Source organism: Novosphingobium sp. (assembly GCF_025351285.1).
Classification (GTDB): Bacteria; Pseudomonadota; Alphaproteobacteria; order Sphingomonadales; family Sphingomonadaceae; genus Novosphingobium.
Genome location: NZ_JANXWG010000041.1, coordinates 12,193 through 26,364 on the forward strand (window position 1 = coordinate 12,193; position 14,172 = coordinate 26,364).

The following is a 14,172-nucleotide window of genomic DNA, read 5'->3' on the forward strand; positions in this document are numbered from 1 at the left end:
CTTATCCCGCGCGGTGATAGGGATGGCCAGCGAGAATGCTGGTTGCGCGCCACAATTGCTCGGCCAGCATCGCGCGCGCCAGCATGTGCGGCCAGGTCGCAGTACCGAACGCAAACAGCAGATCGGCCTCTGCGCGCGCGGCCTCTCCGTGTCCGTCGGCTGCGCCGATCACGAACCGCGCCTCGCGCACGCCCTCATCGCGCCAGCGGCCGAGCAGGGCGGCGAATTGCTCCGAATCGAGCTGCTTGCCGCGTTCATCGAGCAGCACGGTACGCGCGGGCGACAAGGCGGCCGGCGCCGTACCCCCGCGATCGGGCAATTCGGTTAGCCGAAACGGCCATGCTCCGCCGCTGATCCGCTTGGTGTAGCGATCAACCAGTTCAGCCTCGGGCGACCGCCCGATCCGGCCGTGAGCAACGATATGCAGCAGCAGCGCCATGATGGGAGCCGCGCGAAAATCAGCTTGCGACGCTGCTTCCGCCATCGCCGAACGCCCACATCCGTTCCAGGTTGTAGAAGCTGCGCACTTCGGGACGGAACACGTGGACGACAATGTCGCCCGCGTCGATCAGCACCCAGTCGGCCGCGGGCAAGCCTTCGATCCGGCTGTTGCCGAAGCCGCCGTGCTTGATGCGTTCGGCCAGTTTCTGCGCGATCGCAGCCACTTGCCGGGTCGACCGGCCCGAGGCGATCACCATGTAATCGGCTACCGCGCTCTTGCCTTCGAGCGGAATAGCGATGACCTCTTGCGCCTGGTCCTCGTCGAGCGAACGCATCACGATGTCGTAAAGCGGCTCGCGCCCTTTTGCATCGGCCACGAATTCGCGCTGCGCTGCATGGCGGGTAGGCTCAAGGCCGGGGGCAACTGTGCCTGAAGAGACTGGGCCGGACGGGCCGGACAGCGGTTGCATGGGGGTCATGTGGGTTGTTTCTGTTCCTTGTGCCGAGGGAAATGGGGGTTCGACGCCCAATCGGCAAGCTGATCGCCTTCGAGGCGCCGGAGAGCGAAAACGCTCAGCGACCTGATTCCCCGGTGGGCGATTGGAGAGGGCGGTGTGAGATAAGATGATGAGTTAGGGGATCACGCTGCGTGGCTGCGGCAAATTGCGTGTACCACTGCGGATCGGCGGCGCGGAGCGTGGTGGCCGAACGCGGATCGGGATCGAAACGCAGGATAACCAGCGCAGGTGCGCTCCAGCTCGCCGAATGACCGCCCATACGGGTGATAAACCGGCCAGGTCGCTGGCGAAAGCGGCGTAGCCAGGCCATGGCGGGGCTCGCCAAGGCACCATCATCATAGCCCGGACGCGCGATAACTGCAATCGGCATGGTGTGCGCGATCGTTCGCCACGATTTCCAGCGATGGAATTGCGCCAGATTGTCCGTCCCCATCAGCCACACGAAGCGCAATTTGGGGTAGCGGCGCACCAGCGCTCGCAAGGTATCGACGGTGTAGCGCGTGCCCAGTTGCGTTTCGATCGTGGTGGGGCGAATCGGCGCGCGGCGGGCTTGACGGCGCGCCGAGGCGAGCCGCGCGGGCAGCGGCGCCATCCCTGCGGCCGGCTTGAGCACGTTGCCCGGCGACACCAGCCACCACACCTCGTCCAGCCCGAGCGCATCGCGCGCGAACAGGCTGATCCGCCGATGCCCGCCATGCGCCGGGTTGAAGCTGCCACCCAGCAGGCCGACCGTGCGACCCGCTCGGTTCATTCAGCAACGCGACGCGGCGCGGCGGCGCTGCCGCGATATCCGCTCTGCATGCCCAGCATCCAGCCGGGATATTCGCGTGGCAAGGCGCTTAGCCCTTCAAGCTGCGCCATGTCGTCGGCCGACAGAGTTACGTCGCAGGCGCCGATGTTGTCGGCCAACTGGTCCGCGCGCTTGGCCCCGACGATCACCGTCGACACCGTCGGCTGGTACAGCAGCCACGCCAGCGCGACTTGCGCGACGGTGCAGCCTTTCGCCTTGGCCATTACATCCATCGCATCGATCAGGTTGTAAGCGCGATTCGCATCGACCGGCGGGAAATCGAACACCGCGCGGCGCCCTTCTCCCTCGTTCTTGCCCTCGTCGCTCCGCCGGTACTTGCCCGAGAGCAGACCGCCCGCCAGCGGGCTCCATACCATCAACCCCACGCCTTCGCTGACCAGCATCGGCACGATCTCGCGCTCGAGATCGCGTCCTACCAGCGTATAATAGGCCTGCAAGGACGCAAATTTCTCCAGTCCCAGCCGCTCCGAAATGCCCAGCGCCTTGACGATCTGCCACGCAGCCCAGTTCGAAACGCCGATGTAGCGCGCGCGTCCGCTGCGCACGATATCGTCGAGCGTACGCAGGGCTTCCTCGATCGGCGTCAGCGGGTCCCAGCCGTGGATCTGGTAAAGATCGACGTGATCGAGCCCCAACCGCGACAGGCTCGCGTCGATCTGCGCCAGCAGATGCTGGCGCGACATGCCGGCATCGTTCGGCCCCTTGCCCATGGGCCCCAGTGCCTTGGTCGCGATCACGATCTCGTGCCGGGCCAGGCCGAGATCCTTCAGCGCCTGCCCGACGAACTGCTCGGACCGGCCCTCCGAATAGATATTGGCGGTGTCGATGAAGTTGATCCCGGCATCGACGGCCTGCTTGACCAGCGCGGTCGAGGCAGCCTGATCGAGCCCGGCCACCGCGCTGAAGCGGCCGCCATTATCGCCGAAGGTCATCGAGCCCAGGCACAATTCGGAAACGATCAGGCCGGTCGAGCCAAGACGGTTTGTGCGCATCGGGATACTCCTGGGAAGGAAAGGATGTTCAGCGCGTGGGCGCCGCAGGGTTATAACCGCTCAGGGCCGGATCGTTCCTTGGCCTCGCACCAACCACTTGTACGTGGTCAGCCCTTCAAGCGCCACCGGCCCGCGCGCGTGGAGCCGGCCGGTGGCAATGCCGATCTCGGCGCCCAATCCGAATTCGCCGCCATCGGCGAACTGGCTGGATGCGTTGTGCATCACGATCGCACTGTCGACTTCGGCAAGGAAGCGCTCGGCCGCTTCGCCGTTTTCGGTCACGATCGCGTCGGTGTGATGCGATCCGTGGCGCGCGATGTGGTCCATTGCGGCATCGAGCCCGTCGACCACCGCCACCGACAGGATCGCATCAAGATATTCGCAATCCCAGTCAGCGGACACGGCGGGCAGGATGCGCGAATCGATCGCGCAGGCGCGCCCGTCACCGCGCAATTCGCACCCGGCGGCGAGCAGGGGTTCGAGCAGCGCGTGCGGCGCAGGGAAAGCCGAATCGATCAACAACGTTTCCATCGATCCGCACACGCCCGTCCGGCGCATCTTGGCGTTGAGCGCGATCGCCGCCGCCTTGGCGGGATCGGCCGCGCGATGAACGAACGTGTGGTTGATCCCGTCGAGATGCGCCAGCACCGGCACGCGCGCATCGGCCTGGACCCGCGCAACCAGGCTCTTGCCGCCGCGCGGGATAATCATGTCGATCAGCCCTGCTGCTGTCAGCATCGCACCCACGGCCGCGCGATCCTGCGTGGGGACTAGTTGCACAGCATCGCGTGGCACGCCCGCCTGTTCGAGCCCGGTGACCATGGCTGCATGGATCGCGCGGTTTGAGTGAACCGCCTCGCTTCCCCCGCGCAACAGCACTGCATTGCCAGCGCGCACGCATAGCGCGGCGGCATCGGCGGTGACGTTGGGGCGGCTTTCGTAAATGATTCCGATCAGCCCGATCGGCACGCGCACCCGCGCGAGATCGAGACCGTTGGGCTGCAGGCTGCGATCGATCACCTGCCCGACCGGTTCGGGCAGCACCGCCACCTGTTCAATCGCCGCAGCAATCGCCTCCAACCGCGCCGGATCGAGCCGCAGCCGATCGAGCATCGCGCCCGACAAGCCATTGGCGGCGGCGGCGGTCATATCGCGGGCGTTGGCTCCGAGGATTTCGGCCGATGCATTGCGCAGTACACTCGCCGCCGACAGCAGCGCAGTCGCTTTCGCGGCGCCGTCGACACGCGCAAGCACGCGTTGCGCAGCCCGCCCGGCTTGGGCCAGCACGACAATCTGCTGTTCGATCGATAAGGCGACAACGGGGAGCGGGGCAAGGTCAGATGTGTTCGACATGGCGGCGCTTTAGCAAGATCGCGCACCGAAGTCAGCGCCGACTTCGCGGGAAATCGGACGGGAACGCAGCCGCGAATCGAAGCCATCGAGCACCAAGACGGGCACATCTCGTTCCCGAAAGATTTGCTTAACGGCACACCTGCAATCGATTCATCCGGTCCCCGGCACAGTTCGCCTTGACTCCACCCGCCCGGATTCGCCTGCACCGTTAGCGCCGGGTAAGCGGCGACGTCCGACCGGGCTTACTTGGCCGGGCAGGGGTCAACGCAAAAATCAGGGTCGCCAATTTGGTTTCGGGATCACAAGACGGGCTGATAGCCCGCGTCAGAAGCTGGTTCCCGGAACGCGAATTCATCATGCGTTCGGGCGGCCAGGTTCGTTTCATCAAGATCACCACCCGCGTGCAGTTGATTGCCGCCGGCGCTGCTGCGGCTGCCCTGTTTGTTTGGCTGCTGGCGATGGCCATCGCGCTCGCCACGCAGATTTCCGCCTCGCGTGACCGCGAATCGCTACTCCGCCGCGAAGCCGAAGTTACCAGCGCCGCAGCTCGTGTGAACCGCTACAAGGGCGATCTGGGCGGCGTGGCCGCCGATCTGGCCAAGCGACAGGACTTCATCGAAAACATGGTCAAGAGCCATGTCGGTGATCTCCCCGCAGACCTGCCCAAGGGCACGGTTTCAGACAGCAGCACCGAAGCCGGCAAAACGGTCAAGAAAATCAGCATGGAATTGCCAGAGGCCGCTGGCCTGGCGCGGCTCGAAGCGCGCCAGCTCGCCTTCACCGAACGCATGACCCGCTTTGCCGATGCCCGAGCCACTCGCGCGGAAACGCAGATCCGCCGGGTCGGGCTCAACCCCAACCTGTTGATGGCATCGTACAACCGCGGCGATGCCGAGGGTGGTCCGCTCCAGTTGTTGACCACAAGCGCCGGTAATTCGATCGACCCGCGCTTTGCTCGGCTGGGTGCCAGCCTCGAACGGATGAGCGGGCTTGAACACGCGCTGGCCGGCATTCCCAACACGCTACCCGCCAGCCTCGAATTCATTTCGAGCGGGTTCGGCTATCGCAGCGATCCATTCACCGGCGCCGGTGCATTCCACGCTGGGCTCGATTTTCGCGGACCGATCGGCGCACCGATCTATGCAGCGGCGGCGGGCACGGTCAGCTACGCCGGGGTCCGTTCGGGCTATGGCAATTGCGTCGAGATCAGTCACGGAAATGGCCTGCTGACCCGCTACGCGCATATGTCGCGGATCGAATCGCAAGTCGGCCAGGCGGTCAAGCCGGGCGAAGTGATCGGCCGGATCGGCAACACCGGCCGCTCGACCGGACCACATCTTCATTTCGAAGTCCGAATCAACGACCAACCGGTCAATCCCCGGCCGTTCCTGGAGGCGAATACGCATGTTTTCCAAGAAGCCGGCACCGGCTCGCACGACGGGCGCGGGTAACGCCATGGCCAATAACACTCGCGGCGGCGCATCGAGCTTTTCTGTGCTGGGCGCCGACCTCTCGATCAAGGGCAACCTGACCGCCAACGCCGACCTGCACATCGATGGCAAGATCGAGGGCGATGTGGATTGCGCCTCGCTCGTCCAGGGCGAAACCAGCGCGATCCATGGCGCGATCCGGGCCAAGAGCGCGCGGCTTTCTGGTGCCGTGCACGGTTCTATCGAGGCGAGCGACCTGGTGATCCTCAAGTCCGCGCGCATTCACGGCGACGTGGCTTATGATGCTCTTACGATCGAGCAGGGTGCCCAGGTGGACGGCAGGTTCACACACCGCACCAACGGTGCAAGCACGGCTGCAAAGGCCGAAGATGGCTCGGCCCGGCTGATCCTGGCGAGCTGAAGCTTCAAGAAATGGCGCGGAGGTTGAAGCCCCCGCGCCCATTTCCTTACTGATTCATCGAAGCGAAGAAGTCCTCGTTCGACTTGGAATCCTTGATCTTGTCGAGCAGGAATTCCATCGCGTCGACCGTGCCCATCTGCATGAGGATGCGGCGCAGCACCCACATCTTGGCCAGGTGCGCCTTATCGACCAGCAGTTCTTCCTTGCGGGTGCCCGACTTGCCCACGTCGAGCGCGGGGAAGATGCGCTTGTCCGCCACCTTGCGGTCGAGGATGATTTCCGAGTTGCCGGTGCCCTTGAACTCTTCGAAAATCACTTCGTCCATGCGGCTGCCGGTGTCGATCAGCGCGGTCGCGATGATCGAGAGCGAACCGCCCTCCTCGATGTTGCGAGCGGCGCCGAAGAAGCGCTTGGGCCGCTGCAATGCGTTGGCATCCACGCCGCCGGTCAGCACCTTGCCCGATGACGGGACCACGGTGTTGTAGGCACGGCCCAAACGCGTGATCGAATCGAGCAGGATGACCACGTCGCGCTTGTGCTCGACCAGTCGCTTGGCCTTTTCGATCACCATTTCGGCCACCTGGACGTGACGCGTGGCGGGCTCGTCGAAGGTCGAAGAGATCACCTCGCCCTTCACCGACCGCTGCATGTCGGTGACTTCCTCGGGCCGTTCGTCGACCAGCAGCACCAGCAGGATCACTTCAGGGTGGTTGTCGGTGATGGCCTTGGCCATGTTCTGCAGCAGCACCGTTTTACCCGTGCGCGGCGGCGCGACGATCAGCGCGCGCTGGCCCTTGCCTTGCGGGCTGATCAGATCGATCACCCGCGCCGACTTGTCCTTGACCGTGGGGTCGAGCGTGTCGAGCCGCAGCCGTTCATCAGGATAAAGCGGGGTGAGGTTGTCGAAGTTGACGCGGTGGCGGACCGCTTCGGGATCGTCGAAGTTGACGCTGATCAGCTTGACGATCGCGAAATAACGCTCGCCATCACGCGGCGCGCGGATTTCGCCTTCGACGGTATCGCCGGTGCGCAGGCCCCATTTGCGGACCTGGTTCGGCGAGACGTAAATATCGTCCGGGCCGGCGAGGTAATTGGCCTCGGGACTGCGCAGGAAACCGAAACCATCGGACAGCACTTCGATCGTGCCGACGCCCATGATCTCCTCACCGTCATCCGCCACTTCCTTGAGGATGGCGAACATCAGGTCCTGGCGGCGCAGCGTCGACGCGCCCTCCACACCCAGCTCTTCGGCCATTTCGACCAGCTCGGCGGGCTTCTTCTTCTTGAGTTCCTTGAAATGCATGGGTTTTGTGTCCGCAATTGGGGTTTTGCTCACCGGCGGTCTATCGGGCTTGGGGAAAGCAGACCTTGCTGGCGGCCGCAAAAGGCAGCCAGTCGATGCCGGAATGGGTGCCGAAAAGGCTTGAATTGCTTAGTCGCAGCGGGCCGCTGCGTCAATCAATGTGCGGTTACTTGCTTGGTTCGGGCTTCGCGGCTGGGGCAGCAGCCTTGCTCAATGCATCGAGCGCCTTGCCGACCGAATCGAGCCGCTGGCTCATCGTCTCGACCTCCTTGGTGCACCGTTCCGCATCGGCGGGAAGCTGCTTCGAGAAATAATCGGGACTTGTGATCAGCGCACTGGTTTGTGGCGCCAGTTCGGCATCGGGTGAACGGCCATCCGATTTGCCCATGAAATACAGCGCATCGGCCACCATGCCAGCCTGCTCCTCGGCCTTCGATGATCCCGCAGCGACCAGGAACATCGTTACGCAGCGCATATCGTCCGAAATGACCACCTTGGATGCTTCCACCGGCACGGCCGCAGCAGCAAGCATGGACAGCAGGATCATCGGGCAACCTTTCGCGAATCGCCCGACACGGGCGCAGCGTGCATTTTCAAAACGGCTTGACGATCACCAGCACCACGATCAGCGCGGCGGCAATACCCGGCACTTCATTAAGCAATCGCAGTCGCTTGCCGGACAGCTTGCGCTCTCCCCGTGCCAGGCTGGCGGCATAGCCTGCCATCCACACGTGATAAGCGCTCAGCACCAGCACCAGCAGCAACTTGGCGTGGAACCAGCCCTGCGAGAACGCACCGGTGGTCATCGCAAGCGCCAGCCCCAGCACCCACACCACCACGAGCGATGGCCACAGGATGATCTTGAGCAGCTTGGCCTCGCGATCGACCCACACCGCATGTTCGGGCGAGGCGGGCGGCGCCTCCTGGTGATAGACGAAGAACCGCGGGAGCATGAACAGCCCCGCCATCCAGAAGATCACGAAAATGACATGACCGGCCTTGAGCCAGAGATAAACCATCGCAAGTGCCTGTTGCATACCGGGGTGATACCGCCTCTTGCGCGCTGCCGGAAGGCCCGGCTTTTGGCAAGAGCGATTGAGGTGACGTTGACCTCAGCTATTTTGCAGCGATTCGGCCATCTTCTGCCACAGCATGTTGATAGCCTTCAGTGGCCGCACCATCACCTTGAAATCGACTATCCGCCCTTCGAGATCGAAGCGGATAAGATCGATGCCGTTGACCTCGATGCCGTCGATCGTCGCGGTGAATTCAAGGCAAGCCTCGGGGCCATCGACCAGTTCGCGAACGTAAGTGAACCCGGTATCGGCAAACACCTGCCCCGCAGCGCCCAGATAAAGCATCACTTTAGCACGCCCGACCTGCGGCGTGTGCACCACCGGCGAATGGAACACCGCGTCCTCGGCGATCAGTTCGCGCAGCAGTTCATCGGGAGTTCCTGCAGCCATTGCGCGGTGCCATGCGGCCAGACCAAGGTTCATTGCGTTCTCCTTTTGCCAATCGAGCCTCGGCAACACGCGCACCGAGTCGCGGCAGATCACCGCGCTACCTTGCACAACGCCATGACACGGCGCAAATCGGAGCTATCCTTTAGACGGCAGGGGCACCGGAACACTTGACGCAAACGCACTCCGATCCGGTTGCCTCGGGGCTGACCGCGTTGCAGGCACGCGACATGCCCCGCGCCGCCGAACTGCTGCGTGTGGCGGCGCAGACCGTGCCCGCCGCAGACATGCCCTGGGTTGCGCTGGCCAATGCCGAACTCGCGCTGGGTCAATCCGATGCTGCCGAACAGGCGATCGACCGCCAGCTCGAACGCGCCATGCGCGACGTGGGCGCCTTGTTGCTGAAGGGGCTGCTGCGCGAGCGTGCCGACGATGCGCGGGCCGCGGTCAGCTTCTATCGTTCGGCCATCGCGCAAGCCGGTGCGGACGCGAAAGTCCCGCCATCGCTTCAACAATTGCTCACTCACGCGCAGGAATTCCTGGCCCGGGCCGATGGCGAATTCGGCGCATTCCTGTCCGACAAAATCGGCGGGGACCTGAGCCCGGTCATGGCCGAAGCGCTCGAATTGCTGACCGGACAGCGCCAACTCTATTTCCAGCAGCCATCGGTGTTCTACTATCCGGGCCTGGCCCAACGCCGCTTTTTCGATTTCCAGCAATTTCCGTGGCTGGCCGATATGATGACTTTCTTGCCCGCGATGCAAGCAGAACTGGCCGCCGTTTTGGCCGATGGCACTGCCGGTTTCGATCCTTATGTCCGACGCCAACCGCACCGGCCCGCGCCCAACAATCCGCTGCTCGACAATGAAGCCTGGGGTGCCTTCCACTTCTGGAAGGACGGCGCGATCGTAGCCGCCAACGCCGATCGCTGTCCTGCAACCATGGCCGCGCTGGCGCTGGCGCCAATGCCGCGCATCATGGGCCGCTCTCCCAATGCGCATTGGTCGCGATTGAAGCCGGGCGCGCATATCGCGCCACATTTCGGCATGCTCAATTGCCGGCTGATCTGCCACATTCCGATCCTGACCGCGCCCGATTGTACGCTGCGGGTGGGAAGCGAGGTCCGCACGTGGGACCCCGGCGTTCCGCTGGTGTTCGATGACAGCATCGAACACGAAGCGCGCAATGCTGGCGATCAGGAGCGCGTGGTGCTGCTGTTCGAAGTGTGGCGACCCGAAATTCCTGACGCCGATCGCGCCGCAATCGCCCGAATGCTCGAAGCCATCGGCGATTACGGGCTGGACGCCTGACCGCTAAGCCCGCCGAAAACTGTCGGTCCGCGCCATCTCCCAGAACCGCCCCAGGCTGGTTGTTCCGGGATCGCTCAGCAACACTCCGGGTTCGAGGAAGCTGTAGATGCGGTCGACCGGATCGGCGCGCGCTGAATTGAGCCGCTGCATCAGATCGTGAGGCTGGATCTGCCACGGGCTGTTGAGCCCCATCGCCACCACCATTTCGCGCAGTGCGTGCAGTGTATGCCGCTGGAAGTTGGCGACGCGAGTGGCCTTGTCCTCGACCACCAGCGCGCGTTGGCGCGACGGGTCCTGTGTGGCGACGCCCGTCGGGCAGCGATCGGTATGGCACTTCATCGATTGCACGCAGCCCAGCGCGAACATGAACCCGCGCGCGGCATTGCACCAGTCGGCGCCCAGCGCCATGTTCATCGCCAGGCCCGCGCCCGAATGGACCTTGCCCGACGCGCCGAGCCGCACCTTGTCCTTCAGCCCACAGCCAACCAGCGCATTACGCGCCATGATCAGCCCTTCGCGCAGCGGCATGCCGACGCTATTCGACAATTCGACCGGCGCCGCGCCCGTCCCGCCCTCGGCCCCGTCGATCACCACGAAATCGAGGTGGATGCCGGTTTCGAGCATCGCTTTGCAGATCGCCAGGAATTCGTGCGGCTGGCCGATGCACAGCTTGATCCCGGCTGGCTTCCCGCCCGACAATTCGCGCATCTTTGCTGCGAATTCAACCAGTTCGCGCGGGGTCGAAAACGCGGTATGCGCGGCTGGAGAGATGCAATCCTGCCCCTCCGGCACGCCGCGCGTCTCGGCGATTTCGCGGGTGACCTTGGGTCCGGGCAGCACGCCGCCATGACCCGGTTTGGCTCCCTGGCTGAGCTTGATCTCGACCATCTTCACCTGATCGTGCTGCGCGAGATCGGCAAAGCGCGCGGGATCGAACTGCCCCTCCGCATCGCGGCAACTGAAATAGCCGCTGCCCACTTCCCAGATCAAATCGCCACCGTTCGCGCGATGATGCGGCGATAGACCGCCTTCACCGGTATCGTGCGCGAAATTGCCCTGCTTGGCCCCAAGGTTTAGCGCGCGGATGGCATTGGCCGAAAGCGCGCCGAAGCTCATCGCCGAGACATTCAACAGCGCCGAGGAATATGGCTTGGCGCATTGCTCGCCACCAACCTTCAGCCGCCATTCGTCGGGCGCCTTGGCGTTGGGCGAAATCGAATGACCCAACCAGTCGTATTCGTCTGAATAGACATCGAGTTCGGTGCCGAAGGGATGCGAATCAAGCTCGTTTTTCGCCCGGGCATAGACCAGCGCGCGCTGGTCAATGTTGAAGGGCCGGCCATCGAGATCACCCTCAACGATGTAGGCGCGCGCAAATGGGCGCAGGTCTTCCATCACCCAGCGCACGCGCGCCAGCAGCGGGTAATTGCGCCGCAACGAATGGCGCGTCTGGAAGAAGTCCCAAACCGCCACCAGCAGCAGTGGCACGGCGATGACCAGTCCCCAGCGCATCGGCGGATGAACCAGGCAAACTGCCATGAGCACGAGCAGCGTCAGTGGCAGCAGGAAACGCGCCGCGATGCCTGCTCCGTCGCGCAAGGGAGTGGAGCTGATCACGGTACCAGATGCTGCGCAAAGAAGTCGCGCGTGCGCTGGTCAGCCAGTTGCGCGCCCTCCTCGTCACGGCGCGAACCGAATTCCGCAGCGAACCCATGATCGAGTCCCGCATAATCGTGAAGCGTAACCTTGGGGTGCAACTCGAGATCATTGTGGATCGCCTGTTGCGCCTCGGGGCCGACGAAGTGATCGGCGGTCGGGATGTGCAGCATCAGCGGATGGGCGATGGCGTGTGCCTCGTTGAGCATCTGGTCGATCATGACGCCATAGTAGCCGACCGAAGCGTCGATATCGGTGCGCGCTGCCGCCATGTAAGCCATCCGCCCGCCCAGGCAGTAGCCGACCAGGCCCACTTTCGCGAAACCGCGATCGCGCTTCAGCCAGTGGATGGCGGCCTCGATGTCCTTCACGCCGAGTTGCGGGTCATACTGGCCGAAATAGCCGAACGCCTCCTGCATCTGTTCGGGTACATCGGGATCGAGTTCCACGCCGGGCGCGAACCGCCAGAAAATGTCGGGCGCCATCGCGGCATAGCCCAGCGCGGCCCAGCTTTCGCACTTCGAACGGATACCCGCGTTGACCCCGAAGATTTCCGGGATCACCAGAATTGCCGCCTTGGGCGCCCCGGCCGGAGTCGCCAGGTAACCGGGGATCGGGCCTTCGCCGTCCATGGCGGGGAAGCTGCAGGTCTCGCCCATTGCGTTCGTCCTCTGTTCGTAAGCCGTTGGTCGATATGAACTGTTCAGCGGCAGCTTGGCCGGTGCTGTGGACTTTGCCAAGCCTGCATGACAGTCTGTGGTTAGAACCACGGGCCCGAACCACGGCCAAGTGGGCATATTTGCGGGAAGGTGTCCGATGAAGGTCAATATCGAGATCGAATGCTCCGCCGATGAAGCCCGGCGCTTCATGGGGTTGCCCGACGTGTCCAAGGCCAACGACGTCTATGTCGATGCGGTGGCCAAGGCGATGAAGGGCGTTTCCAGCGTCGACCAGTTGCAAGGCTACGCCAAGCAGATCGCTCCGATGGGTGAAATCGGGCTCAAGCTGTTCCAGCAATTCATGGAAAAGGGCGCGACCGCGGCGATGGGCGGGTTCGCCAATGCGCCAACGCCGAAAAAGCCCGAAGGCAGCGAAGGCTGACTCACTGGACAGTTTAAAGCCGCAGCGCTTCCGTTCGATGGCGTGCGCAGTTAAAGGCCGCTGATGGCCGACACGATCTTTGCGCTTTCATCGGGTGCGCCACCAGCCGGGGTTGCCGTGATCCGGATCAGCGGCCCTGATGCCGGCGAAGCACTCCAGCGTATCGCCGGCGTTCTGCCCAAGTCGCGCCGCGCAACTTTGCGCAAGCTGCGTAACCCTGCCGATGGCAGCGAGCTTGATCGCGCGTTGATCCTGTGGATGCCCGGACCATCGAGCGCAACCGGTGAGGACTGCGCTGAACTGCATTTGCACGGAGGCCGTGCTGTAGTCGCCGCCGTCGAAGCCGTGCTGGGCCATCGGCCTGGTTTGCGCCGCGCCGAGTCAGGCGAGTTCACCCGACGCGCTTTCGCCAACGGGCTGATCGACCTTGCCGAGGCCGAGGGGCTGGCGGACTTGCTCACGGCCGAAACCGAACTCCAACGGCAGGCAGCGATGGCGATGGCGGGCGGCGCGCTCTCGCGGCAAGTCGACGAATGGCGCGAACAAGTGCTGGGCTTGTCCGCAGCGATAGAAGCCACGCTCGATTTTTCAGACGAGGGCGAAGTCGGCGAAGACCTTCCACCGGGCTTCGTTGAACGTTGCGACGCAGTCAGCGCGCAAATCGGCGCATGGCTTGCGCGGCCTCGTGCAGAACCCCTGCGCGAAGGCCTGCGCGTGGTTCTGGCCGGACCGCCCAACGCCGGAAAATCCACATTGTTCAATGCTTTGGTCGAACACGAAGCAGCCATAACAGCGCCCGAGGCCGGAACTACGCGCGACGTTCTGACGTCATCGGTATCGCTAGACGGGCTGCCCTTCGTGTTCATCGACACCGCTGGCTTGCGCGACGACGAGGTGGGCCACGTTGAAGCGATCGGCATCGGACGTGCCAAAGCCGAAGCCGATCGTGCAGACCTGGTGTTTTGGCTGGGCGGCGAAGGGCAGGGGCCCGATGTCGCATGCTTGTGGGAAATCAGCGCACAAGCCGATCGAGCCGACCTGCCGGCAAAGATCGATCCGCGCCACCGTGTCTCGGCCATGTCCGGTGCGGGAATGACGGCATTGCGCGGCGACCTGGTTGCATTCGCACGCAGCGCGCTTCCTCGGCCAGGCAATTCCGCGCTCAATGCACGGCAGCATAGATTGCTGGGGCAAGTCCACGAGTCGCTGTCGTCACTGTTCGGTGTGAGCGATCCAATCCTTTGTGCGGAAGGCCTCCGCGATGCCCGAAGCGCACTCGATCGGCTGGTCGGGCGAACCGGAGTCGAGGACATGCTCGACGCCCTGTTTGGTCGCTTCTGCATCGGCAAGTAGTGTTCCACGTGGAACAATGA

Annotated in this window: 16 protein-coding genes; 5 read left to right on the forward strand and 11 right to left on the reverse strand. The window is 63.8% G+C overall.

The features are described from left to right. Window position 1 precedes the first annotated feature (1 nt). The 5 genes from Q0R16_RS04815 to Q0R16_RS04835 all read right to left on the reverse strand — a co-directional run bounded on the left by Q0R16_RS04815 (window position 2) and on the right by Q0R16_RS04835 (window position 4,115). On the reverse strand, window positions 2-433 hold the full coding sequence (locus tag Q0R16_RS04815; RefSeq protein ID WP_295632913.1) for a 23S rRNA (pseudouridine(1915)-N(3))-methyltransferase RlmH: 432 nt from the start codon (window positions 431-433) through the stop codon (window positions 2-4). A 25-nt stretch (window positions 434-458) separates the two neighbouring features. Continuing rightward, the gene (gene rsfS / locus Q0R16_RS04820; protein WP_295632915.1) at window positions 459-776 is read right to left on the reverse strand and encodes a ribosome silencing factor; all 318 of its coding nucleotides are present in this window, start codon (window positions 774-776) and stop codon (window positions 459-461) included. A 238-nt stretch (window positions 777-1,014) separates the two neighbouring features. After that, complete coding sequence (locus Q0R16_RS04825; protein ID WP_295632798.1) at window positions 1,015-1,710, reverse strand: nicotinate-nucleotide adenylyltransferase; 696 nt, start codon at window positions 1,708-1,710, stop codon at window positions 1,015-1,017. Continuing rightward, the gene (locus tag Q0R16_RS04830) at window positions 1,707-2,762 is read right to left on the reverse strand and encodes an aldo/keto reductase (protein ID WP_295632802.1); all 1,056 of its coding nucleotides are present in this window, start codon (window positions 2,760-2,762) and stop codon (window positions 1,707-1,709) included. Before Q0R16_RS04830 ends, Q0R16_RS04825 begins: the two co-directional genes overlap by 4 nt. Before the next feature lie 60 nt (window positions 2,763-2,822). Next, complete coding sequence (locus Q0R16_RS04835) at window positions 2,823-4,115, reverse strand: glutamate-5-semialdehyde dehydrogenase (RefSeq protein ID WP_295632805.1); 1,293 nt, start codon at window positions 4,113-4,115, stop codon at window positions 2,823-2,825. 287 nt (window positions 4,116-4,402) lie between these two features. Here Q0R16_RS04835 and Q0R16_RS04840 point away from each other — a divergent pair, with 287 nt between their 5' ends. Next, the gene (locus tag Q0R16_RS04840; RefSeq protein ID WP_295632809.1) at window positions 4,403-5,566 is read left to right on the forward strand and encodes a M23 family metallopeptidase; all 1,164 of its coding nucleotides are present in this window, start codon (window positions 4,403-4,405) and stop codon (window positions 5,564-5,566) included. Window positions 5,567-5,570: 4 nt separating this feature from the next. After that, entirely contained in the window at window positions 5,571-5,966 is a 396-nt protein-coding gene (locus Q0R16_RS04845; protein WP_295632812.1) for a polymer-forming cytoskeletal protein, read from the forward strand. Between the two features lie 46 nt (window positions 5,967-6,012). Here Q0R16_RS04845 and rho read toward each other — a convergent pair whose 3' ends face one another. From rho to Q0R16_RS04865, 4 genes are all read right to left on the reverse strand, one after another. Then, the gene (rho, locus tag Q0R16_RS04850; protein WP_295632815.1) at window positions 6,013-7,269 is read right to left on the reverse strand and encodes a transcription termination factor Rho; all 1,257 of its coding nucleotides are present in this window, start codon (window positions 7,267-7,269) and stop codon (window positions 6,013-6,015) included. A 166-nt stretch (window positions 7,270-7,435) separates the two neighbouring features. Beyond that, window positions 7,436-7,816 (reverse strand): hypothetical protein, encoded by a 381-nt coding sequence (locus Q0R16_RS04855; RefSeq protein ID WP_295632818.1) that lies wholly within the window; start codon window positions 7,814-7,816, stop codon window positions 7,436-7,438. A 46-nt stretch (window positions 7,817-7,862) separates the two neighbouring features. Next, complete coding sequence (locus tag Q0R16_RS04860) at window positions 7,863-8,306, reverse strand: CopD family protein (RefSeq protein WP_295632822.1); 444 nt, start codon at window positions 8,304-8,306, stop codon at window positions 7,863-7,865. Between the two features lie 75 nt (window positions 8,307-8,381). After that, the gene (locus Q0R16_RS04865; RefSeq protein WP_295632824.1) at window positions 8,382-8,768 is read right to left on the reverse strand and encodes a nuclear transport factor 2 family protein; all 387 of its coding nucleotides are present in this window, start codon (window positions 8,766-8,768) and stop codon (window positions 8,382-8,384) included. 134 nt (window positions 8,769-8,902) lie between these two features. Between Q0R16_RS04865 and Q0R16_RS04870 the strand changes: the two genes are divergently transcribed. Further along, window positions 8,903-10,042 carry an aspartyl/asparaginyl beta-hydroxylase domain-containing protein gene (locus Q0R16_RS04870; protein ID WP_295632828.1) on the forward strand — a complete coding sequence of 380 codons (1,140 nt, stop codon included), beginning with the start codon at window positions 8,903-8,905 and terminating at the stop codon, window positions 10,040-10,042. 3 nt (window positions 10,043-10,045) lie between these two features. Here the strand turns inward: Q0R16_RS04870 and Q0R16_RS04875 are convergent, their stop codons facing one another. Then, window positions 10,046-11,581, reverse strand: a complete 1,536-nt coding sequence (locus Q0R16_RS04875; protein WP_295632918.1) for an FMN-binding glutamate synthase family protein — start codon at window positions 11,579-11,581, stop codon at window positions 10,046-10,048. A 74-nt stretch (window positions 11,582-11,655) separates the two neighbouring features. Further along, a complete protein-coding gene (locus tag Q0R16_RS04880; protein WP_295632831.1) occupies window positions 11,656-12,357 on the reverse strand; it encodes a dienelactone hydrolase family protein in 702 nt (233 codons plus the stop codon). Window positions 12,358-12,514: 157 nt separating this feature from the next. Between Q0R16_RS04880 and Q0R16_RS04885 the strand changes: the two genes are divergently transcribed. Next, the gene (locus Q0R16_RS04885) at window positions 12,515-12,799 is read left to right on the forward strand and encodes a DUF6489 family protein (protein WP_295632833.1); all 285 of its coding nucleotides are present in this window, start codon (window positions 12,515-12,517) and stop codon (window positions 12,797-12,799) included. 63 nt (window positions 12,800-12,862) lie between these two features. Then, entirely contained in the window at window positions 12,863-14,152 is a 1,290-nt protein-coding gene (gene mnmE, locus Q0R16_RS04890; RefSeq protein WP_295632836.1) for a tRNA uridine-5-carboxymethylaminomethyl(34) synthesis GTPase MnmE, read from the forward strand. The last annotated feature ends 20 nt before the right edge of the window (window positions 14,153-14,172 follow it).